Origin of the sequence: Hyphomicrobium sp. B1, from assembly GCF_049532635.1 — a bacterium.
GTDB lineage: Bacteria > Pseudomonadota > Alphaproteobacteria > Rhizobiales > Hyphomicrobiaceae > Hyphomicrobium_B.
The window spans coordinates 558,085-579,429 of record NZ_CP134871.1 but is presented as its reverse complement, the minus strand read 5'-3'; the positions used below and the strand labels follow the sequence as shown (position 1 = coordinate 579,429).

24 protein-coding genes and 1 other RNA gene are annotated in these 21,345 nt (G+C 60.3%); 18 read left to right on the top strand and 7 right to left on the bottom strand.

Annotation, left to right across the window (positions count from 1 at the left end; all coding sequences use genetic code 11):
* The first annotated feature begins 170 nt into the window (after nucleotides 1-170).
* Nucleotides 171-950 (top strand): gamma-glutamyl-gamma-aminobutyrate hydrolase family protein, encoded by a 780-nt coding sequence (locus tag RLW55_RS02840; protein WP_423415503.1) that lies wholly within the window; start codon nucleotides 171-173, stop codon nucleotides 948-950.
* 6 nt (nucleotides 951-956) lie between these two features.
* Here RLW55_RS02840 and RLW55_RS02835 read toward each other — a convergent pair whose 3' ends face one another.
* The 4 genes from RLW55_RS02835 to RLW55_RS02820 form a co-directional block, all read right to left on the bottom strand.
* The gene (locus RLW55_RS02835) at nucleotides 957-1,640 is read right to left on the bottom strand and encodes a MarC family protein (RefSeq protein ID WP_013945951.1); all 684 of its coding nucleotides are present in this window, start codon (nucleotides 1,638-1,640) and stop codon (nucleotides 957-959) included.
* An 86-nt stretch (nucleotides 1,641-1,726) separates the two neighbouring features.
* The gene (locus RLW55_RS02830) at nucleotides 1,727-2,173 is read right to left on the bottom strand and encodes an NUDIX domain-containing protein (RefSeq protein ID WP_423415502.1); all 447 of its coding nucleotides are present in this window, start codon (nucleotides 2,171-2,173) and stop codon (nucleotides 1,727-1,729) included.
* Nucleotides 2,167-3,360, bottom strand: coding sequence for an FAD-dependent monooxygenase (locus RLW55_RS02825; RefSeq protein ID WP_423415501.1), 1,194 nt, complete (start codon nucleotides 3,358-3,360; stop codon nucleotides 2,167-2,169). The genes RLW55_RS02830 and RLW55_RS02825 overlap by 7 nt, the downstream gene beginning before the upstream one ends.
* A 25-nt stretch (nucleotides 3,361-3,385) precedes the next feature.
* Complete coding sequence (locus RLW55_RS02820; protein ID WP_013945954.1) at nucleotides 3,386-3,628, bottom strand: zinc-finger domain-containing protein; 243 nt, start codon at nucleotides 3,626-3,628, stop codon at nucleotides 3,386-3,388.
* Between the two features lie 103 nt (nucleotides 3,629-3,731).
* Between RLW55_RS02820 and RLW55_RS02815 the strand changes: the two genes are divergently transcribed.
* From RLW55_RS02815 to eutB, 12 genes are all read left to right on the top strand, one after another.
* Nucleotides 3,732-4,508: an alpha/beta fold hydrolase gene (locus RLW55_RS02815; RefSeq protein WP_409561941.1), complete on the top strand. Its 777-nt coding sequence runs from the start codon at nucleotides 3,732-3,734 to the stop codon at nucleotides 4,506-4,508.
* 505 nt (nucleotides 4,509-5,013) lie between these two features.
* Entirely contained in the window at nucleotides 5,014-5,673 is a 660-nt protein-coding gene (locus RLW55_RS02810; RefSeq protein WP_409561942.1) for an extensin family protein, read from the top strand.
* Between the two features lie 42 nt (nucleotides 5,674-5,715).
* A complete protein-coding gene (locus tag RLW55_RS02805) occupies nucleotides 5,716-6,369 on the top strand; it encodes a TetR/AcrR family transcriptional regulator (protein WP_423415500.1) in 654 nt (217 codons plus the stop codon).
* A gap of 161 nt (nucleotides 6,370-6,530) precedes the next feature.
* Nucleotides 6,531-6,740, top strand: coding sequence for a hypothetical protein (locus RLW55_RS02800; protein WP_423415499.1), 210 nt, complete (start codon nucleotides 6,531-6,533; stop codon nucleotides 6,738-6,740).
* Between the two features lie 117 nt (nucleotides 6,741-6,857).
* Nucleotides 6,858-7,316 (top strand): DUF2852 domain-containing protein, encoded by a 459-nt coding sequence (locus tag RLW55_RS02795; protein WP_409561943.1) that lies wholly within the window; start codon nucleotides 6,858-6,860, stop codon nucleotides 7,314-7,316.
* Between the two features lie 95 nt (nucleotides 7,317-7,411).
* Nucleotides 7,412-7,750 (top strand): DUF2852 domain-containing protein, encoded by a 339-nt coding sequence (locus RLW55_RS02790; protein ID WP_423415498.1) that lies wholly within the window; start codon nucleotides 7,412-7,414, stop codon nucleotides 7,748-7,750.
* A gap of 162 nt (nucleotides 7,751-7,912) precedes the next feature.
* Nucleotides 7,913-8,641: a TerB family tellurite resistance protein gene (locus tag RLW55_RS02785; RefSeq protein WP_409561945.1), complete on the top strand. Its 729-nt coding sequence runs from the start codon at nucleotides 7,913-7,915 to the stop codon at nucleotides 8,639-8,641.
* A complete protein-coding gene (locus tag RLW55_RS02780; RefSeq protein ID WP_423415497.1) occupies nucleotides 8,638-9,408 on the top strand; it encodes an N-acetylmuramoyl-L-alanine amidase in 771 nt (256 codons plus the stop codon). The genes RLW55_RS02785 and RLW55_RS02780 overlap by 4 nt, the downstream gene beginning before the upstream one ends.
* Nucleotides 9,409-9,518: 110 nt before the next feature.
* A complete protein-coding gene (locus tag RLW55_RS02775) occupies nucleotides 9,519-11,168 on the top strand; it encodes a phosphoethanolamine transferase (protein ID WP_423415496.1) in 1,650 nt (549 codons plus the stop codon).
* A 127-nt stretch (nucleotides 11,169-11,295) separates the two neighbouring features.
* Nucleotides 11,296-12,126: a pentapeptide repeat-containing protein gene (locus RLW55_RS02770; protein ID WP_409561948.1), complete on the top strand. Its 831-nt coding sequence runs from the start codon at nucleotides 11,296-11,298 to the stop codon at nucleotides 12,124-12,126.
* Between the two features lie 141 nt (nucleotides 12,127-12,267).
* Complete coding sequence (locus RLW55_RS02765; protein WP_423415495.1) at nucleotides 12,268-12,567, top strand: hypothetical protein; 300 nt, start codon at nucleotides 12,268-12,270, stop codon at nucleotides 12,565-12,567.
* Between the two features lie 242 nt (nucleotides 12,568-12,809).
* Complete coding sequence (gene eutB / locus RLW55_RS02760; protein ID WP_423415494.1) at nucleotides 12,810-15,029, top strand: ethanolamine ammonia-lyase subunit EutB; 2,220 nt, start codon at nucleotides 12,810-12,812, stop codon at nucleotides 15,027-15,029.
* A gap of 88 nt (nucleotides 15,030-15,117) precedes the next feature.
* Here eutB and RLW55_RS02755 read toward each other — a convergent pair whose 3' ends face one another.
* Nucleotides 15,118-15,282, bottom strand: coding sequence for a hypothetical protein (locus RLW55_RS02755; protein ID WP_423415493.1), 165 nt, complete (start codon nucleotides 15,280-15,282; stop codon nucleotides 15,118-15,120).
* Between the two features lie 216 nt (nucleotides 15,283-15,498).
* Between RLW55_RS02755 and rnpB the strand changes: the two genes are divergently transcribed.
* An RNA gene (gene rnpB, locus RLW55_RS02750) (RNase P RNA component class A) lies at nucleotides 15,499-15,936 on the top strand.
* A 23-nt stretch (nucleotides 15,937-15,959) separates the two neighbouring features.
* Here the strand turns inward: rnpB and RLW55_RS02745 are convergent.
* Nucleotides 15,960-16,475, bottom strand: a complete 516-nt coding sequence (locus RLW55_RS02745) for a hypothetical protein (protein WP_423415492.1) — start codon at nucleotides 16,473-16,475, stop codon at nucleotides 15,960-15,962.
* A 23-nt stretch (nucleotides 16,476-16,498) separates the two neighbouring features.
* On the opposite strand from RLW55_RS02745, the gene RLW55_RS02740 reads away from it, so the two are divergent.
* Both RLW55_RS02740 and RLW55_RS02735 read left to right on the top strand, forming a co-directional pair.
* A complete protein-coding gene (locus tag RLW55_RS02740) occupies nucleotides 16,499-17,467 on the top strand; it encodes a helix-turn-helix domain-containing protein (protein WP_423415491.1) in 969 nt (322 codons plus the stop codon).
* A 16-nt stretch (nucleotides 17,468-17,483) separates the two neighbouring features.
* A complete protein-coding gene (locus RLW55_RS02735; RefSeq protein WP_423415490.1) occupies nucleotides 17,484-18,401 on the top strand; it encodes an alpha/beta hydrolase in 918 nt (305 codons plus the stop codon).
* A gap of 7 nt (nucleotides 18,402-18,408) precedes the next feature.
* Here the strand turns inward: RLW55_RS02735 and RLW55_RS02730 are convergent, their stop codons facing one another.
* A complete protein-coding gene (locus RLW55_RS02730) occupies nucleotides 18,409-19,248 on the bottom strand; it encodes a DUF2189 domain-containing protein (RefSeq protein WP_423415489.1) in 840 nt (279 codons plus the stop codon).
* Nucleotides 19,249-19,796: 548 nt separating this feature from the next.
* Here RLW55_RS02730 and mraZ point away from each other — a divergent pair.
* Nucleotides 19,797-20,288: a division/cell wall cluster transcriptional repressor MraZ gene (mraZ, locus tag RLW55_RS02725; RefSeq protein ID WP_409561956.1), complete on the top strand. Its 492-nt coding sequence runs from the start codon at nucleotides 19,797-19,799 to the stop codon at nucleotides 20,286-20,288.
* The gene (gene rsmH / locus RLW55_RS02720; protein WP_414461574.1) at nucleotides 20,285-21,322 is read left to right on the top strand and encodes a 16S rRNA (cytosine(1402)-N(4))-methyltransferase RsmH; all 1,038 of its coding nucleotides are present in this window, start codon (nucleotides 20,285-20,287) and stop codon (nucleotides 21,320-21,322) included. The genes mraZ and rsmH overlap by 4 nt, the downstream gene beginning before the upstream one ends.
* Nucleotides 21,323-21,345 lie beyond the last annotated feature (23 nt).

The following is a 21,345-nucleotide window of genomic DNA, read 5'->3' as shown; positions in this document are numbered from 1 at the left end:
CACTCCTAATTCCGCGTCACCATAGGTGTCGTCGAAGCGATATGGAATATAGCCGATGAATTGGTTTTATTTGGTCTTGACGCGGATCAAGATATTTCGCCGTCCATTGCCGCCGACGCTCCGCGATGCCATATGGGCGGCACATCGCGCCATTCTTCAAGGTTCATTCCATGTCCAAGCGCCCTCTCGTCGGTGTCATTTGCTGCCAGCGCAATCCGGATGATCCGTTTCAGGGCGTTGCCGAGCGGTATCTCAAGGTCGCGCCTTTTATGGAGGCGGATCTCGTGCTGGTGCCGTCGCTGCCGGACATCATGGATGCGACTTCGATCCTTAGTCGTCTGGACGGCGTCATGCTGACAGGAAGCCCGTCGAACGTCGCGCCGAAGCTCTATGGCAGCGCTGATGCAGGTGAAGGGCCGTTCGATCCCGGCCGCGATGCGATGTCGTTCCGGCTGATCGCTGAATCGGCGGAGCAGAACCGGCCGGTGCTCGGCATCTGCCGCGGCTTTCAGGAAGTCGCGGTTGCCTATGGCGCGACGCTCAGGCCGGACCTCGGTGCCGCCGGACGCGAGCAGGTTCATCATGCGGCGCCCGACGTGGCGTTTGCGGATATGTTCGCGTTTGAGCATCCTGTTGATCTAGCGCCAGAGGGCGTGCTGGAACGCGTGATGGGCGCGCCGTCGATCACCGTCAATTCGGTCCACTTTCAGGGCATCCGCGATCTCGGCAGCAAGCTCGCCGTCGAGGCGACGAGCCCTGATGGCGTCGTCGAGGGCATTCGGCCGAAGACGGGTGAGCGAATCCTCGCGGTGCAATGGCATCCCGAGTGGCGGGTCGCGGACAATGCCAACTCGCGCGAGCTTTTCGCGTGGTTCGGATTGCTGCTCCGAGGCGCGACGATGCAGGAAGCCGCCGAGCGCGTCGCCGAGATGGCGCGGCAGGCCGGCTGACGTTCCTCAATGAACTGAGGTGAGGGTCGCCTGCAGAGCGCCCTGGATGCCGGTCATCAGAATTTGCACGCCGATGCAGAGCAGCAGAAACGCTGAGAGCCGCGTCAGGATGCGGGCGCGGCCTGGGCCAAGCAGTGAGACAAGGCGGTCGGCGTAGGCATAGCAGGCGCCCACTGTCAGCGCGACGGCGATAGCTGCCCCGCAGGTGCCGGCGAAGAACGGCAGCAGCTCGGCGGCTTCGCGTGGCCGGTTGGCGCTCAACGCAATCGCAACCGAGATCGTGCCGGGTCCCGTGGTGAACGGCATGGTCAACGGAAAGAACGCAACGTCGCTGCCCCATGCGGCGGCCCTGTTGGTGCCGGACGCATGGTCCTGCTTGCGGTCTTCGGTCTCTTGCGGATTGTAGAGCATGCGCCAGCCGGAGACAGCGACGACGGTGCCACCCGCGACGCGTAGAGCATCGATGCCGACGCCGAAAAAGCTCATCAACGTTGCGCCGACGAGCAGCGAGACGAGCATGACGATGGCAGCATAGGTCGCGACACGCCACGCCAATGAGACACGTTCGGGATGCGGGCGACCGAGCGTGATCTGGCTGTAGATCAGCGCGCCGCCGAGCGGATTGACGATCGAGAACAAGGCGGGAAAGGCAACGAGAAAACTCGTGATGATGCCGCTGAGGTAAGCCATGGATTTCGCTTAAAGGACGCCCCGGGTAGATCGAAGGACGATCTTCTAGCCTTGATAGCGCTGACGCGATAGTGCGGCCGAACGGACTACCACTTGAGTGATTGTTCTGTTCCGCCGAAAACTTCCCTCAGCCGCCGTTCCGTGCCGGGCGACAGCCGTTCGGGCAGATCGTCGAGGGTGCAGAAACGCTGTTCGGCGATTTCGGCGTTGGCTTCGGGCATGACGTCGCGCTGCCAATGACGAATAAGAAAAAGAATGATGTGATCGCCGGGGTAATCATCGAAGTGGGAATAGATGCCGATCAGACGCGGCGGTGCGGTGATGGTAATGCCGGTTTCCTCCAGCACCTCTCGTGCGAGCGCGGTTTCGACGTCTTCGCCATGCTCGATGCCGCCGCCAGGAAAGTGCCAGCCGGGACGATAGCCGTGACGAATGAGAAGTACGCGCGAGGCGTCGTCGATGATCAGGCCTTGAGCGCCGAGCGTGACGATATCGGCGCGTCGCGCGAGAAAAGATTTCAGGCGGCTCAGCATGATTTCGAGGTCCAGCCGTAGAGCCAATCAAAGCCTGCCATGACGCGCTCGGGCGGCCGCAGTTTCATGACCGCGTTGCGGGCGAGTGCTGTTGGGCCATGCATATGATAGATGCGCCCGTTGCGGATGGAAGCCTCGACAACTTTGCTAACGCGCGGGCGGCGGGCTTGTTCGTAGTTCTGAAGCGCATGTTCGAGTTCACTGTTCGAAGCCGCGATGGACGACGCCAGCGCGACAGCGTCTTCGAGTGCCATGACGGCGCCTTGCGCGAGAAACGGCAGCATCGGATGCGCGGCATCGCCGAGGAGTGCCGCGCGGCCCGACGTCCAATGTGTGAGGGGTGGCAGACGATAGAGCGACCATTGCCGCCAAGTCTGCGTGCTATACGCCAGCGACCGAAGCGACGGCGCGAAGGATTTCATTTTGTCTTTGACGGCGTCGGTGGCGGCAGGTGCGTCCCAGTCTTCGCTCAACGCCGGATCGTCGGCGATGACGACGATGGCGACGTCGCGTCCGCCGGTGACGGGATAATGCACTGCGTGTGCGCCCGGCGACAGCCAGATATGGACGGCGTTGCGCGCAAGTTCGGGCGGCATGTTTTCCGCTGTCGTGACGCTGCGAAAGGCGGTTTTGCCGACGGGCGTCGGAACGGCCGATTCGCCTGCGATGCCGCGGCGGAGCGTGGACCACAGCCCGTCCGCCGCGACGAGAAGCGAAGCGCTCAACACTTCGCCTAATGCATCGACCGCGGCGATACCATTCGGCTCGTCACGGCAAGAGGTAATTTCAGTCGCGCGCGATAGCGTGATGCGCGGCTCGCTTTCGGCGCGCGTTCGCAGCGCGGAATGCAAATCGCGGCGATGCGCGGTCCAGTATGGAGCACCATGGCGCTTGGCAAGCCACGAACCGAGCGGTAAGCGCGTCAGCTCGCGGCCAGACGCACCATCATGGACAACGAGCGTGTCGGGGCTCGCGACCTTGTCTTCCAGAAATTCCGCGACGCCGAGCTGTTGCAGAATGCGCGTGCCGTTGGGGCCGATCTGGATGCCGGCGCCTTCTTCGGGAAATTCAGCGCGGCGTTCACAAACGCGAACGTCGATGCCGCGCTGGGCGAGCGCGAGGGCGGTCGCGAGGCCGCCAATGCCACCACCGGCGATCAGGGCGCTCGGGCGTTGGGAGCCGGTCACGCGAATTCCGAAACGTGTCTAGAGTTCAAGCGGCGTCTGCGACGAGGCTATCTTTGGGATCGCTCTCGGTCGCTTTCAGGCGCGGATCGTAGATGTACAGCGTCGAGCAGTAGGGGCACAGAATCTGATTGTCCTGTCCCATGTCTAGGTAGACGTGTGGATGATCAAAAGGCGGCCGGGCGCCCATGCAGTTGAACTCTTTCACGCCGACAAAGATTCGCTCGGCGCCAACGTCGTTGGCGAAGTGCGGGATTACGGCTCCGGCCATGCTTCATCCTTCCGCGATGGGAGATGTTTGGCCGCACCATATCCTCGTGGCGGCGGGGATGGTAGGGGACATAAAAAACTTTCGGGCAATTGAGTGCGGCAGCATGGACCATTTCGACAGCGACGGGGTCGACATCGCATTTCTCGACACCGGAGGCGGCGGCGACAAACCCCCGGTTCTGCTCATCCATGGCTTTGCGTCGAACGTTGAGACCAACTGGGTCAACACCGGCTGGGTGACATTTCTGACGCGCGCCGGATATCGCGTCATCGCGCTTGATAACCGCGGTCATGGGCAAAGTCAGAAGCTTTACGAGCTTGTCGATTATGGTGCGCCGCTGATGGCGGAAGATGCGCGGCGGTTGCTTGACCATGTCGGCGTGAGGACAGCGAACGTCATCGGATATTCGATGGGCGCGCGGATTTCAGCGTTTCTGGCGTTGACGCATGCCGATCGGGTGGCGCGCGTCGTGTTCGGCGGACTTGGCATCAACATGGTGCGTGGAATGGCCGGGACCGGTCCCATCGCGCGGGCGCTCGAAGCGCCGAGCATCGCGGACGTGACCAACCCGACGGCGCGAACGTTCCGCGCTTTTGCCGAGCAGACGAAGAGCGATCTGCAGGCGCTGGCGGCGTGCATACGGTCGTCGCGTGCGCCGATCACGGCGGAGATGATCGGGGAAATCTCGGTTCCGGTACTGGTTGCCGTGGGAGACGAGGACGTCATTGGCGGATCGGCGGAGGAGCTTGCCAAGCTCATTTCCGGTGCGAGGGCCTATACAATTCCGGGCAAGGATCACAATCGGGCCGTCGGCGACCGATCGTTCAAGTCCGAGGCGCTGGCATTTTTCGAGGGAAACGGTGGCCCTGGGGACCGATGAACCGGACCGGCACGGGGGATTGATCGCTTAGGCCGATTCGAAGGTCCTCAGGGCACACGCTCCTGCCGAGGCGAGTGGCTTCGGCAAGCGCTTATCTGTCCCGATGGTGCGTCTTCGGACCGGTACGCGGTACTAGTCCGATCGAAGACGCGGGGACGGCACTCATTCCGGTCTCGCACGCGATACGAGTTCGAGGCCGGTAGCGCCTCCGGGAGCGCTTGCGAAATAGCCTTGCTCAATGACGCGGCGATTTCAGGCGTGTGTCGGCGCGGCTTTAACTGTGGATAACTTTGGCGCTGCAACTTTGTGCGACTTGACTGCCACATGACGGCGCCGCCTCCGGACCGCCGCAGTCTGTCTTTTCATCGTCAAGCCGGCGGCCAAAATCCGTCTGAAAAGCCAGCGATATAACTGTTTTCCGGGTGGATCTCACACTTCCTTAACCGGCCGTTAACGTTAACGCCGCTTACTCGCCGTCATGGTTCCGCGTCGTATCCGAGTTCTTGTGCCCACGGCCGTCCTGATGATTTCAGGGCTCGGTCTGCTTTGGGGCTGCGGAACGACAGGGCCGAGCTTTCAAGTCCGAGACGATCCGTGGCGCACACCAGAAGAGCGCGCCTGTTTGGCATCCGGCGTGGTGCGGCAGACGGCATTCGTGCGAGCGCGCTCGGCGCTGGGTGGTCCTAGCGTTTGCGGCGCTGTCGAACCATTCGAGATGTCGGCGGCGGACAACGGCCGGGTCGCGTTCAATCCGCCGGCGGCATTGCGCTGTCCGATGATTCCGCAGCTCGACCGCTGGGTGAAGGAAGTCGTCGAACCGGCGGCGCGTTATCAATTCCGGCAGGAGCTTGTCGGCATCAAAGTGCTCGCCTCTTATTCCTGCCGGCCAATGAACAACGTCGAAGGGGCGATGATCTCGGAGCATGCCTATGCGAATGCCATCGACGTCGGCGGTTTCACGCTCGCCGACGGCACGACGATCAGCGTCCAGCGCGGCTGGAATGGGTCGCGGGCGGAACAAGCCTTTCTGAGGGTCGTGCATGACGGATCGTGCGCTTATTTCACGACAGTGCTCGGTCCGAACTACAACAGTCTGCACAGCAATCATTTTCATCTCGACCTGGCGCACCACGGCCGCGACGGGTTGATGCATATCTGCAAGTAGGGTCCGCGTGCAGAGTGCGCGCAAATCCGCTAGAAGCGCCCCATGACTTGGGATCACGATCCGCCACCGCGCGGCCACCGGCGCGGCTACCACCACGGCAACTTGCGCGAAGCCTTGATGAAGGCGGCGCTTGATTTGATCGCGGCAAAGGGGCCGTCCGGATTTACGTTTGCCGAAGCGGCGCGGGCGGCTGGCGTGAGCCCCGCGGCACCCTATCGGCATTATCGCGACCGCGACGCGCTGATGGCAGATGTCGCGCGGCATGCGTTCGAGCAGTTCGAAGCGAAGCTGCGGCAAGCCTGGGCGGGCGGTGCGCCTGATCCGTTCAAGGCATTCGAGCGCGTTGGCAAGGCGTATCTCGATTTCGCGCGGCAGGAACCGGCGCAATATTCGGCGATGTTCGAATCAGGTCTTTCGTTCGCCGCTTTTCCTGATCTGCATGTGGCAGGGGAGCGGGCGTTTGATGTGCTGAAGGACGGATGTGCGGCCCTGGTCGCGACGATGCCGGAGGCCAATCGGCCGCCGGTGATGATGATGGCGCTTCACATTTGGGCTGAGGCGCACGGGATTGCCTCGCTCTTTGCCCGTGGCGACGAGGCGCGCCGGCCGATCCCGATGACGCCCGAAGACCTGCTTGATGCTGCCGTCCTGATCTATCTCGACGGGCTGGGCATTAGAAAAGCAAACAGCGGTTGATAGCCCGCTTAAAGCTGCGCGGTTTCCCCCTTGGGATCATTGCCGCTCCCGCGATGATCCGCATACTCGGTAACGGCTGAATCGCCGTCGTCTGATCCTCGTTTCTCAGACGTGTCTGATTTTTTGAATGCGATTTTTAAAAACGTCTTCAGGAGTTCGCAATGCCCGGCAAATGCCCGAAATGTCAAAACGTCGTTGGCAACGTTCGTGCCGAGCAGATCGGCATCACCAATATGGCGGGCAATACCTTCAGCGGGGCGAGCTACGTTTGCCCGCATTGCCAGACGATCCTGGGGGTCGCGGTCGATCCCTATGCGTTCAAGAACGAGATCGCCATCGAAGTGATGAAGCGGATGCGCGGCGGCCGGTGAGCCTGTCGCGAACCTTTTTTTACTTGATAGCTGCGGCCAGCCCTTGAACTCACCCCTTGCCGTCCCACGTATGTGAATGTAAAATACATTTACATCCTGAATGAGGAGAGGGTGGCAATGACGCAAGTGGTGCAGACACTCGATGACTTCGGCAGGCCCGCGTGGCTTGCCGCGATGGTTCTGGGGTTCATCGTCTTCTGGCCGGTTGGGGCTGTCATCCTGGCCTATATGCTTTGGAGTGGACGCATGAACTGCGGATGGCACGGTGGTCGGGGTCGCGAACGCTGGGAAAATCGGATGGCGGAACGTTTCGAGCGGGCGCGATGCCGAATGGAAGAGAAATTCGGCGCTTTCGGCCATGGACCTAGAGGCGGCGGTTATTCCAGCGGTAACAAGGCCTTCGACGATTATCGCGAAGCAACGCTGAAACGGCTCGAAGACGAAGAGCGCGAATTCCGGGAATTTCTGGAGCGTTTACGGCAGGCCAAGGACAAGTCCGAGTTCGACCAGTTCATGGCTGAAAGGCGCGATCGTCCGGAACCTGGACAGGAACCCGGTACCAGTCCCACGACTTGATTTCCATGACATAAGGCAGGGTGGCTGTCGTGGCCGCCCTGCTTCATCTTTTCCGGCTTTTCATTCGGTGTGCCCAACCACGCGGAGCGGACTCGATGTTTCATCTTCACCATCTGATCTTCTTGCCGTTTTTCGTTCTGTTTCATGTCGTCGGCTTTCTCTTCCTGGCGTTTGCAGCGGTGATTCTGACGAAGGCGTTCCGCAGGCGGCGGCGCGGCAGCGCCTCTCGCATGATGGAGAGGCCGGAGGCAACACGGCCGGCGCGTTTCGGAAATGAGGCGTTCGATGATTATCGGCGCGCGACTTTGCGGAAGCTCGAGGCTGAGGCGGAGGAATTCCGCAAGTATCTCGATGGGTTGCGGCGTGCGGCCGACGCTGCCGCGTTCGAGGCGTTTCTTAAATCGCGGCGTGCAGAAAACGGGCCAGCGGCCTGACGATCGGGGCGTGGCGACGCGCCCCGTCTGCATAGCAGAAATTCCCCATTTTCCGCCCATGTTGCTGATATTTTAGGGGAGTTACCGTACCGGCTCGGCTATGCTGAACGCTAGGGCCGTCACGGCGGACGGGCTTGTTCGAGGCGAAAATCACGGACGATCATGGCCTGGCAATTTTTGAAAAACGCAGTTGTTGCGTATGGTGGAGGCTTGCGCTCGGCGCTTGAACACCTCAAGGAGGCGTTCGGCTTCGACGGCGCGCAGACGCCTGGACAATCACGCGTTGCATTTACGATCGCGGTGGTGGCGCTGGCGGCCAAGATGAGCAAGGCGGACGGCGTTTCGCTGCCGATTGAAGCGGAAGCGTTCAAGCGCCAATTCCAGGTGCCGGAAAGCGAGTGCGCGCACGTACGCAAGCTCTATGAACTCGCGAGCCGGGATGTGGCCGGATACGAGACGTACGCCTCGCAGATCGCGCACATTCTCGAAGGCCAGCCCGAGATCAAGGTCTCGGTGCTTGAAAGCCTCTTCCATATCGCGAGCGCAGACGGCGTTTTGCACCCCGGCGAAGACAAGTACCTTGAGCGCGTCGCCGAGATCTTCGGCTTGAGCAAAGGGGAGTTCCGCTGCGTGCGCCGCGGCTTCGTCTTCGATGCCGACAGCCCGTACGAGGTGCTGCACGTTTCGCCGCTCGCTTCGGATGCCGAGCTTAAGGCGCGGTATCGCGAACTGGTCAAAGGCCACCACCCCGATGCGCTCGTTTCGAAGGGCGTACCGCCGGAGTTTCTTGCCGGGGCCGAACGGCGGCTGGCGGCGATCACGGCGGCTTACGAAGCCATTCTTGAAGAGCGTGGTCAGCGGGCGGTGCGCGAGCTGGAACCCACTCCGTGACCTTCGAGCCGGATACGCCGCTGACGCATGCGGTTTGTACGGCCCATAATCGGGAGCCGCGACGCGGCGGCGTAAAGCCGTCGCTGCTCGTTCTGCATTACACCGGCATGGGGTCGGCTGCGAAAGCGATCGACTGGCTGTCGCGGCCGGAAAGCGGCGTGTCCTGCCATTACGTCGTGGACGAGCATGGTGTCGTGACGCAGCTCGTGCCGGAAGAACTCCGGGCGTGGCACGCGGGCGTGTCCAATTGGAAGGGCGAAACGGACATCAATTCGCACTCGATCGGGATCGAGATCCACAATCCTGGACATCAGAACGGCTATCCCGATTTTCCCGCAGCGCAGATGCGGTCCGTTATTGCGCTTTCCAAGGATATCGTAGCCAGAAATCATATCCGGCCTGAAAACATTCTGGCGCATTCGGATGTGGCGCCAGGGCGGAAGATCGATCCGGGCGAGAAGTTCAACTGGCTTCTGATGGCGCGGGAAGGTCTGGGGCTGTGGGTCCGGCCGTTGCCCGTTCGGGCCGACGATCCGGGGCTGGAGCTTGGCGCCGAAGGTCCGCGTGTTCTCAATGCACAGAAAAATCTTGCCGCCTACGGATATGGCCTCGACGCCAGTGGCGTACTGGACGCAGATACGGAAAAGGTTCTCAAGGCTTTTCAATTGCATTTCAGGCCACGCCGGGTGGATGGACGGCTCGATCGTTCGACCGAAGGTACGCTCGAACGCCTTGTTGCGGCATCGTCGAAGCCGGCTGCTGCTTGACGCAACTTCAGCGGTGATGTTGATGCCGGGAGTGTGCTGACGAATTGCAGCGCATCTCGCCGGCCGGGGCTCGGCGAAACTCGGCACAAACAACCGAAGCAGGGCAGACAGTGTTTAAGCCTCGGCGGCCGGAAATTCTGGCGCTTATCGTTGCCGTCTACGTCGCGCTGGTTCTGAACCGGCCGTTCTGGCACAAATTTCTGAACCTCGTCGCGCCGCATCGGTTCAGCGATTGGGTGTTTGTCGGCGCGGTTGGTGTCGCGACTATTGTCATCGCGTATCTTGTGCTGCTTGCCGTTTCGCTGAAGCCATTGCTGCGTTTGCTCGTTCTCGTTCTGCTGCCGGTGACTGCGGCGGCTGCGTATTTTATGGGCGAGTATGGCATCCTCATCGATGCGCATATGGTGCGAAATATCCTTGAGACGGACAGGGGAGAGTCGGGCGATCTCGTCACGTGGAAGCTCATCGGGTACGTCGTATTTCTCGGGATTGTGCCCGGCGTTCTATTCTGGCTCGTGCCGTGGATGGAGCGGTCGTGGCGCGATGAAACGCTGGCGAAACTCAAATACGCGACGGTGGCTTCGGTCATCTGCGTAGCGGTGGTTCTGCCGTTCCTAGGCAATATTCTTTCGCTCGGCCGCGAGCATCGCGAACTGAAGATGACGCTGACGCCGCTGAACTACATCTCGGCGGTTACGACGTATTGGCGGCGGGAAGGGCGTAAGCAGGTCAAGGTGGCCGCACCTTACGGCGAAGATGCGTATCAGGCGGCAGCGTCGAATCCGGCGCGCAAGTCGCTGTTCGTAATCGTCGTCGGGGAAACTGCGCGTGCAGATCATTTCGCGCTCAACGGTTACGCGCGGCCAACCAATCCGGAACTCTCCAAGGTGCCGGACCTCATCAATTATCCGCATGCTTATTCGTGCGGAACCGATACCGCCCAGTCGGTGCCGTGCATGTTTTCAGGCTACGGCCACGACGGCTTCACCAATGCAAAGGCGGAGACGCGCCAGAACCTTTTGGATGTCTTGAAGCGAGCGGGCGTGAATGTGCTATGGCGTGAAAATCAAGCGGGCTGTAAGGGCGTCTGCGCACGCATTGAAACCGAAACTCTGACCGGACACAAAGTTCCGACGTTCTTTCCGAGCACCGAAAACTACGACGATATTCTCGTCGATGGTCTCAAGGAACGCATCGAGAAGATGCAGCACAACGAGGTCATCGTGCTGCACATGATGGGCAGTCACGGTCCTGCGTACTGGCGGCGCTATCCGCCGCAATACGAGACGTTCACGCCGGCTTGCAAAGACGCGCAGTTCAGCCGGTGCGAGCTGCAGACGATCGTCAACGCTTACGACAATACGCTCGTCTACACAGACCACGTTCTGGCGCGGCTTATCGGCGTGCTCGCAGATGCGCAAAACCGCGGCGTCGATGCCGGAATGCTTTATGTGTCTGACCACGGCGAGAGCCTCGGCGAGCACGGTATGTACCTTCACGGCATGCCTTATGCGCTGGCGCCTGAAGCGCAGATACACGTGCCGATGGTGGTGTGGCTGTCACCGACGCTGCGTGAATCGCGCGGCATCGATCAGTCCTGCATGGTGGCGCACGCGAGCGAGCGAGTCAGTCACGACAATCTTTTTCATTCTGCCCTTGGGATCATGAACGTGAAGACGCGCGTTTATGATCCGGCGCTCGATCTATTCGCGGGCTGCCGCAACCGCACGCGAAAAGCTTATGGGCAGCTCACGCCATAACGAGATAACGTAGCGTGACAGGTTGTGACGTGACGATTTCACCACCCAGGCGCGACGAAAATGATATCCTCGGGTCATCCGGACTCATGCATGATCCGTATATGGATTGCGCTTGGAAAATTTGAGCATGGGTCGAATTCTTGCCGCGTTGTCTTTTCTGGCTGTGATCTGCGGCCCGATGGTGGCGTGGGCTGAACAGCCGATCGGTCCGGTTCCGGAAAAGCCGGAAATGAACGCCCGAGCCATCACGACTCTGCTTTTTCAAGCCAAGCCGGGCGTCCGGCCCGATCTCTCAGGTAAGTTTCTCGTTTACCTTGATCTGTCGGAACTTAATTTCAAAGGCGCGAACCTGGCGCATTCGGATTTCTATGGCACGGATTTCACCGGTGCTAATCTGAAAGGAGCCGATCTGTCACATACGCGTCTGGACCGGTCGGTGCTGATCCGTGCCGACCTCTCGGGTGCCGACTTGACTGGCGCGACAATTCTCAGGCCGACAATTTACACGGATCTTTCAGCAAACACTCAAGATGCGCCCCATTTCACCGGGGCCAATCTGACAGACGTTCATGTTCAGGCGGAATTGTCCGGCGCCGACTTTCGCGGCGCAAACCTTTTTCACGCCAACTTCTATCCGCTTGAGGGCCGGCCGGGTGAGGGAACGCTTGCCACGACGTATCGCAACATTCTCAAGTATTGCGATTTCTCTGGGGCGCGTCTCGAAGACGCGAAGATGACGCGAGCCGTACTTTGGTTCGCCCGGTTCAACGGCGCCAATCTCAAAGGCACGGACTTCACCGAAGCGGACCTGTCGCGAGCGGATTTCTCAGGTGCGGATATCTCGGGTGCCGACTTTACGCGCGCCGATCTCGACGGCGCCAATTTCGTTGGGGCGATCGGCATTGCTCAGGCCAAAGGTCTCGATCAGGCCGTCAATCTTGATCGCGCCGTCAGATAAGCGATGTTCAGATGTCACGACGTCAGGCTGGCGTTTGCTAGACATCGGACCATCTTTAAACAAATCGCAAACTGCTATTAACCTTTGTTAAAGGGTTTATTGTCAGGCTGTTAACACCTCATGCCACACCAGGGTGCTGAAATGTCGAAGCTAAGCGGAGTTGTCCGTTTGCGTCCATGTGCATCGTTTGCGGTTGGATTTTTCGCAGTTGCTTCTGTCTGGGCGACCGGCGCTGAAGCGGTCAGCCTGCACGTCAAGCTGGCCTGCTCGCGTGATTACTATGCCTATTGCAGCCAGTTCGCTTCGGACAGCCCCGAGGTTCGCCAGTGCATGCGCTCGGTCGGCAGGCGGCTATCGGAACGCTGCTTCAACGCCCTGGTCGACGCGGGTGAGGTGAGCCCGACGGAAGTTGCCCGGCGCGCGGCGGCACTGCGCCAGTAGTGGCGCTCTCGTCCTCGGCTCCTCCCAAGGATGACAGGGTGTGTCCTGTTCTTCGCTGCCCCAATAGGCATCCAGACGTCTTTTCCGGCAGTTGCCAGATTTGACTAATAGGAACTTGACTTGCGCCTCACGAACTTCGTTTATGATGTGCTCAGTCGGCCGTACATGCGTTGAGGACGCCTTTAGCGGCGAGAGCGTCGCGCGTTCCGAACCGGCCAGATGAGAGCAATGAGGGCGGTGACATGGGCGAACCGAGGATCGAGCTAAAGCCTTGGCGGCAGATCGACGTTCCGGAGCCGCAGCCGGACGAGCTTTATCAGCTTTCGCTTTTCGACAAGACCTATAGCTTTCGCGGTCTGAAGGCGCTGCTCGGCGCGGCCGACTTCGACAAAGCGGGCGATCGCAATTGCGGACTGGCAGCGAAGGACGACGTCGAGCGCGAAGCCGCGCGGACGATCCTTTCAGGTCTCACGCTGCAACACCTTTACGACCGGCCGCTGACCGACGACGAAGGCCAGGTCGATTCAGTTATGCGGATCAACTACGATATCGATCTTGCGACCTTCGCGGAGCTGGCGCCGAAGACGCTCGGCGAGATCAAGAACCTACTGCTGCGCGCGAAGTCGGCAGAAGCCAAGCGCATCGGCGGGGCGCTGACAGGCGTCATGGCAGCGGCCATCGCCAAACTCATGGACGTGCATGAGCTTGTCTATGCGGCGAAGAAATTGAAGCGGTCCGGCAAGGCGAGGACGCTCGTCGGCGCGCCCGGCACATTGTCGTCGCGTCTGCAACCCAACCACCCGACCGACGATCTCGATGCCATGTCGGCGCTGGTCTATACGGGCCTGTCGATGGGCTCGGGGGATGCGCTGCTCGGGCTCAATCCGGCAATCGACACGGTCGAGAATATCACGAAGGCGCTGAAGCATCTCGATAAGCTGCGCCGCGAAACGGGTGCGCCGACGCAGATCTGCGTGCTCTCCCACGTCAAGACGCAGCTCGCGTGCCTTGAAAGCGGCGCGCCGGTCGAGATCATGTTCCAGTCGCTGGCCGGCACGGATCGCACGCTCATCGAAGAGTTCGACTGCACGGCCGACGTGCTCGACCAAGCCTATACGACGATGGCGAAGCATGGGCCGCTCGCGGGCGAAGCCGATCAATTCATGTATTTCGAGACCGGTCAGGGCAGCGAGCTGACCTACGGCAAACACAACGACATCGACATGACGACGACGGAAGCGCTCTGCTATGGGCTGGCGCGCCGCTGGGATCCGTTCATGGTCAACAACGTGACGGGCTTCATCGGGCCGGAAACACACCGCTCGAACTTCGAGATGATCGTATCGAACCTGCAGGATCATTTCATGGGCAAGCTGCTCGGCCTGCCGATGGGCATGGCGCCCTGCTATACGCTGCATTCCGAGATCACGATGGAAGGTCAGCAGATCGCAGCCGAGTTGCTGACGGCTGCGGGCGCCAACTATTTTATGGACGTCTATCTCTCGATCGATCGCATGCTCGCCTATTTCGATACGTGCGGGCACGACGACCAGACGATGCGCGAGGTGCACGACCTGACGCCTGCGCCCGAGTTTCTCGAGTGGACGATTTCGCGCGGCATCTTCGTGCGTAACGAAGACGGCGAGATCGAGCGCGGGCCGAACTGGGGCAATCCGAAGATCTTTTGCTCGGAGGAAGAGTTCGAGCGGCTGCGCAAGAACCTGCCGGCGGCTTACGGCTTCGAGAGCGCCGGTCCGCGGCCGAGCGAGCAGGTATCGCGCGCGATCAAAGCTAATCTCGCGGCTGCGCGCGAAGCGATCTATGCCGAGGTCACGCCGGAACGCCTTGCCGGCATTGACTTCCGGCGCGTGAAGACATCGGCTGAGAGCAAGGAAGTGCATTTGAGTCATCCGGATCGGGGTGCAAAACCGGCGGATGAGATTTTAGCCGAGTTGGCGCCGGAAAGCGTCGACGTGCAGATCATCGTGTCGGACGGATTGAGCGCGGAAGCCGTGCATCACAACATTCCGGACCTGCTGCCCGCGTTGCTTGACGGCTTGAAGGAGCAGAGCATTTCAGCCGGCAAGCCAATCCTCGCGCCGTATGGCCGCGTGAAGCTCGCCGAAGCGCTGGGTGATGCGTTGCAGCCGAAGCTCGTGATCAATCTCATCGGGGAGCGACCGGGCGGCGACGCGCTCGCTTCGCGCAGCATGTCGGCTTATATCGCGTATCGTCTCGACGATGATGCGAAGAAAGCGGCAGCGCAGTTCAGCGGCAACCCGGATGTGCGCTACGAATACACGGTGATCTCGAACATCTATGCTGGCGGCTTGCCGCCGAGCGAAGCCGCCGTACAGATCGCCGAACGCGTCAACCAGATTCTGACGACGAAGGCTGCCGGCAACCGCTTGGAGCGCGCCATTCACGATCGCTCCCATAACATGCGGGCCGTCGCATTTTAAAAAGGCCGGAGTGTTGTCCACTCCGGCCCCGACGCCTCACGCCGTTTATAGGTAAAATCATTCCGCGTGGCTCATAATCCCGCGGGTTCTAGGCGGCCAATGCCAACGCCCTCGCTTGGGCTTCGGTCTCCCGTAGCCTTGTCAGCAGTTCCTCCAGCCGAGGCGAGGGCTCGCGAAGATCTGCCTCGAAGAGGGATTTCAACCGCGGCGCCGCCTTCGCGCTAAAGCTCGTCATCCATTCTTCGTCGTACATTTTTCCGGTTCCGCTCGCCTGCTAGATGACCTGAAAAACGGGCCAGCAAATCTCCGGTTCCGTTACATTGGTGACATATATTTTTGCTCGGCACGGCAGGCTCTTAACCGAATTTCAAAGTGGCGGTGCATGGATGTGGGTCGCGAATGCCTCCCGACCCCAGAACCGTCACACGGCCCTTGACCTTTGGTCTTGCACATCGCTTATCTCCCCATACCAGCCGGCCGGGCGGCCGCTGCCGGATATCGTTGAGGCGAAACGGGCTCTAAAGGCTCGCGAGCATAGCGTCCGGTGGAGGAAAGTCCGGGCTCCCAGAGAACACGGTGGCGGCTAACGGCCGCCGGGGGCGACCCCAGGGAAAGTGCCACAGAGAACATACCGCCTCCGCGCCTTCGGGCTCGGCGGTAAGGGTGAAAAGGTGCGGTAAGAGCGCACCGCGCTTCTGGCAACAGAAGTGGCAGGGCAAACCCCACCGGGAGCAAGATCAAATAGGGGTGGGCGCGCGGAGCGGGAAACCGCAGACGCAAGGCGCGTTCTCACGCTACCTGCCCGGGTTGATTGCACGAGGCGCTTGGCGACAGGCGTCCCAGATGAATGGTCGTCGCGGAGGCGCAATCCTCCAAACAGAACCCGGCTTACAGGCCGGCTGGTATTTTATTCCTTTGCATGCCTCGCGATTAGAGAGTCGAAAGTGCCTCTTTTGCCGCGAACCAGGCTGCCGCACCATATCCGACCGTCGTCAAAATACAGCTCAACGTGATCATCGCCGTGAAAGCGATCGGTGGCGATTTCAGGTAGCCCGGCCGGAGCGCCCGAACGAAGAATGCAAACGGGTTGAAAAAAGAGCCGATGCAAATGAAGGCCGTCATCCATGCCGGCGGTATGATTTCAAGCGTCCGAAACAGCATGAAAAAGATGAACTGAAACTGCGCCATCATCAGATAGTCGATATGAGACTTCAGCAGATCCTGGCGGCCGGGAATAAGTTTGAGCATCGGGCTGTCGTCGGATGAAAAGACGCCGACGAGCAGCCAAGCCTGAAGCAGGGCCACGACAAGACATAGGCTTGCAGTCAGCAACAGGAATTGTGTTGGCACGGCTTTCTTGGCTCCGATTTCCCACTGTTTTCGCGAATTTACATAGACAATCGTCAGCGCAGTCGCTTGACTGATCAGGACAAAAGTCTTGGCCACGGCGGCCAGCGTCGGGAGGTGGGATGAGGGGATCTTTTTCAACGGATCGCGTGGCTGCAAAAGATGCGTTCGCTTATTGGAGCGATCTCGTTTGCGATGTCTTCGTAAAGCTCGATTGCAATTCGACAGTGCGAGATCACTTCAAGGCCACGATGCTTTATGACACTCTCGGTTGGCTTCGCGTCGTAGAAGCGGAAAGCGATGCCATCGAGGCTCAGCGCTCGCGACGGCAGATCGCCAAGGGCTGTGAAGATGACCTCTTAGTTTCCATCCAAATCAAGGGAAAGACGCAGCTCATACAGGACGGCCACGAGGCTGTGCTAAATGCTGGTGATTTTGCCCTTTACGATAGCTCTCGACCTTACGTCCTGCGCATGTCCGACGATACGCGGCTTATTTGCCTGCAATTTCCGCGCAGCGAGATCGTCGGTCGTCTCGGGCCGGTTTCGCCGTTCGTGGCTAGAGCAGTGGACGGAGAACATGGAGTTGCCAGTCTCTTCCTGGAGCTGGCGCGTATGTTGCCGAAAAGAGTTTCTGAATTGGATAAAGCCGCTGCAGAAGGCGTTGCAGAGCATGTCGTCGATCTGTTGGCATTGTCGCTCGGAAGCAAGCGCGGCGATGCTTTTCAGCTTGCGAACGGCCATGCTGCGATGCGTTCACGCTTGAAGCAGGCGATACGAAGGCACATTCGCGATCCTGATTTCTGTCCCACACTTGCCGCGCGTTCGGCAGGTATCAGCGTTCGACATGCCAACCGCCTTCTAGCGGAGGAAAATACATCGCTGGGGCGGTTCATAATCGGCGAGCGTTTGGCCGGCTGTAGGGAAATGCTGAGCGATGCCTACTATGACAACCTGTCGATTGGTGAGATCGCATATTCCTATGGGTTCAATGATCTCAGCCATTTTAGCCGCGCATTTCGCGCGCGCTATGGTCGCTCTCCGAAGGAGTATCGCTCTCGTCGTACACGTCAGCCTTTCGTTGCTACCTAGGGCGAAGCGCGCGATTATGACCGTTGCCGCATTCACGGCGATATCATTTCCCGCAATGGCTTGGACGGAACAGGACATTTTCCACAAGGGCCTTGCCGGTTCTCTGATCCCGGCGACCGGCGGCAAGCCTGGGCCGATGGTGTTGATCTTGCCCGGTTCCGGTCCTGTGGATCGCGACGGCAATGCACCTGGAATGGATACCGACAGTCTCAAGCTTGTGGCACGGGGCCTCGCCGATCTCGGCATCAGCTCGCTTCGGATCGACAAGCGCGGTGTGGGCGAGAGCTATGCCGCCGGTCCACGCGTCGAGGACTTGCGCTTTGGCACATATGTCGATGACGCAATCACGTGGCTCGATTTTTTGCGCAATCGGCCTGACGTCTCGAAGCTGTTCATTCTCGGGCACAGCGAAGGCGCTCTTGTCGGCACGCTCGCGGCGAAAAAAATGAATGTCACGGGGCTTATCTTGCTTGAGGGCGCAGGGAGGCCGATTGCTGATGTTTTGGCGCGGCAACTCGCGAGCGCAGGTGTTTCGCCAAAGCTACAGGGCATTTCAAAGCAGATTACGGAGCGATTGGAACACGGCGTTGCCGTTCCGAACGTTCCGGCTGAACTCGTGGCGCTCTATCAGCCGCGCGTGCAAGAGTATCTGATGTCTTGGATGCCGATCGATCCGGCCGCCGAATTGTCGACGGTCACTTGTCCCGTCCTCATCGTACAGGGCAGTACCGATTTGCAGGTGTTTCTCGACGACGCTCACCACCTTTCGGCGGCATTGCCGTCGGCACGGCTGGTCGTCATTCCAGGCATGAACCACATCTTGAAGGAAGCGCCTGAGGATCGCGCGCAAAATTTCGCGACGTACGGCAATTCGTTTTTGCCGCTCGATCCTCAGCTTCTTCCTGTGCTCGCGGATTTCGTGCGCAAGCACTGAGGGTGCATCACGGACTGGTCACGACGAGCTTGCGATAGAGGTGCCAAGTCGCGTGGCCCAGGATCGGGAGCACGATGGCGAGCCCGAACAGGAACGGCAGCGCACCTAGAACGAGACCGACGGCAACGATCAGGCCCCACAGCGCCACCGGAATGGGGTTTTCCAGCGCGGCGCGAACGGATGTTCGGATGGCAGCGCCGACGCCGACGTCACGATCGACGAGCAGCGGGAACGACACGACGCTGATTGCCAGCACAAACAGGGCAAAGAGAAAGCCGACGAGATTGCCGGCGAACATCAATTGCCGTCCCTTATCGGTCGTCATGACCTGATTGACAAAGTCCGACAGCGACGTCGGCGTGCTGCCTATGATCTGCGTGTACATCATGTTCGCGACGTAGAGCCAGCCGACGAACAGCAGCGCAAGGAATGCGCCGAGCGTGAAGATAGAGTCGATGCCGGGCCGATGCAGCACATCGAGCGCGCGCGCGGGCGATACGTCGAGGCCCTGCTCGCGTCGGCGGCTCAGTTCATAAAGGCCGATGGCGACGAACGGTCCTAGCAGCGCGAAGCCTGCCGCCATCGGGTAGATCAGATGCAACAGCTCATAACCGAAGATCAGTCGCGCGAGGATGATGCCGACGACCGGATAGATGATGCAGGCAAAGACGACGTGAGTTGGCATCGCGCGGAAATCATCGATGCCCTCGCGCAGCGACTGCCAGACGTCTGCCGTCGTGATCGAGCGGACTGCCGGATCGCCGTCGCGCCACAGAACGGACGCGGGCCAACGAAGTTCGATGTCGGAATGAGGATGGGACGGCGTCGGACGCGTGAGATTCGCCATGGTGCACCTCCTTGTGGGTGCCGACGGTCTCATCCGCCTCGGCACCAGATGACGTGTGCCCCGCTTTGCGCTGCGGGGATCATGCGCTCCCGCGTGCGTCGCGACCAATCAGGTCTGGGTGACCGCATCTGCGCGTTTCGGAAAATTTCCAGGTTTTCAGAAGCTTGCAGTAGGCCGCGACGTTCGATGGACAGGCCCGTCGGCATCGGGCTGTGGATCACGGGTGACAATTCCAGTTCTCACCACGAAATATCCTTAATATTCCGTTGACGACCATCAATTCCCATGCGATCCCATATATGCCCGTCCGCACCGGGCAGGACACCGTGGCTGGGCGCCGATTTGGTTAGAGGGCCCAAATCTGAGCGACCGCCACGGCCCCTTTCTTGATTGTTTCGGGCGACACGCGTTCCGCGCGCCGGCCGCCCGAAACGGAGCGTCCCGGCCGCGGCGGCCGAGTTTTTGGTGCGGCCCTGACGGCCGGCTCCGCGAAGCGGAGTCGTCAGGGCCCAGTAAGTGAGTAGGAGGACGGAAATCGTAGCTGGGGGATGGACCGCTTTGTCTCGACATTCACAAACAAGATCGACTCAAAAGGGCGCGTTTCCGTTCCAGCCTCGTTTCGCGCCGTCCTTGAGCGCGACGGTTACGCCGGCGGCCTCTACTGCTACCCCTCGCTCGATGCTTCTGCTCTCGATGCAGGCGGCGAAAGACTTGCAAAGAAAATCGACGGGCTTCTCGCGGGCTTGCCGGACTATTCGGATGAGCGAGACGAGCTCTCTGTCGCACTCTACGGCGACGTCCAGGTTCTCTCGATCGATGGCGACGGCCGCATCGTCCTTCCTGAAAGCCTTCGTGAGCACGCCAACCTGGCAACCGCCGTCACGTTTGTTGGCCTTGGTGACAAGTTCCAGATGTGGGAGCCCAAAGCCTTCGAAGAACGCCGCAAGGAAGCGCGCAGCAAAGTCCAAGTGACGCGCAAACTTTTTGCAGCGGGTGGCCGTTCGTCGGATGACAACGGCAACGAGGGAGCACGGGAATGACGCGCGGTGGCGGGGCAGAGGGAGCCTCGCTGGGGCCAGCTGACAAGCATCCGCGCCACATTCCCGTGCTGATCTCGGAAGTGCTGGAGACGCTCGCGCCAAAGGCGGGCGAAACCTATGTTGACGGCACGTTCGGCGCGGGCGGATATACGCGCGCCATCCTCGAAAAAGCCGACTGCTCCGTTCTCGCGCTCGATCGCGATCCGAACGCCATTCGCGGTGCGGCGCCGCTTATTGCGCAATTCGGCAGACGGCTGAAGATCATCGAGACGCCTTTCAGCCAGATGGAAGACGCCGTCGGCGCCGAGCTGCCGGGACAGCAGGTCGATGGTGTTGTGCTTGATATCGGCGTTTCCTCGATGCAGCTCGACGATGCGGAGCGCGGGTTCTCATTCCAGTCGGATGGCCCGCTCGACATGCGCATGTCGTCATCGGGTATGAGTGCCGCCGATTTTCTCAACACTGCGGATGAGGAAGACATCGCAAACGTTATCTACGAGTTCGGCGAGGAGCATCGCTCACGCGCGATTGCGCGGGCAATCGTCAAAAGACGCGTTGACGCGCCGTTCTCGCGCACGCTCGAACTCGCCGATGTGGTGTCACGGGTTTTTCATGGCCGGAAGGTCGACGGCCGCCATCCGGCGACGCGGACGTTTCAGGCATTGCGGATTTTCGTCAACGACGAGCTCGGCGAGCTGACAACCGGATTGGCGGCAGCAGAGCGCATTTTGAAGCCCGGCGGACGGCTCGTTGTCGTCAGCTTTCACAGCCTGGAAGATCGCATTGTCAAAAAGTTTCTGACCGAGCGCAGCGGCAAGACTGCTGGTGCGTCGCGGCATCAGCCGCCGGAGTTGATAAAATCTGCCGATCCAAGTTTCCGACTTGTTAACTCGCGCCCGTTAACACCTTCTAAAGGTGAATTGGAAGTGAACCCCCGTTCCCGGTCCGCACGTTTGCGGGCAGCCATCCGCTTAGACGCAGCGGCATGGCCTTTAGATACGGGCGCGACGGGCCTCTCCCAGCACCGGCGATAATGCGCAGCTTGATTGCAAGCTTA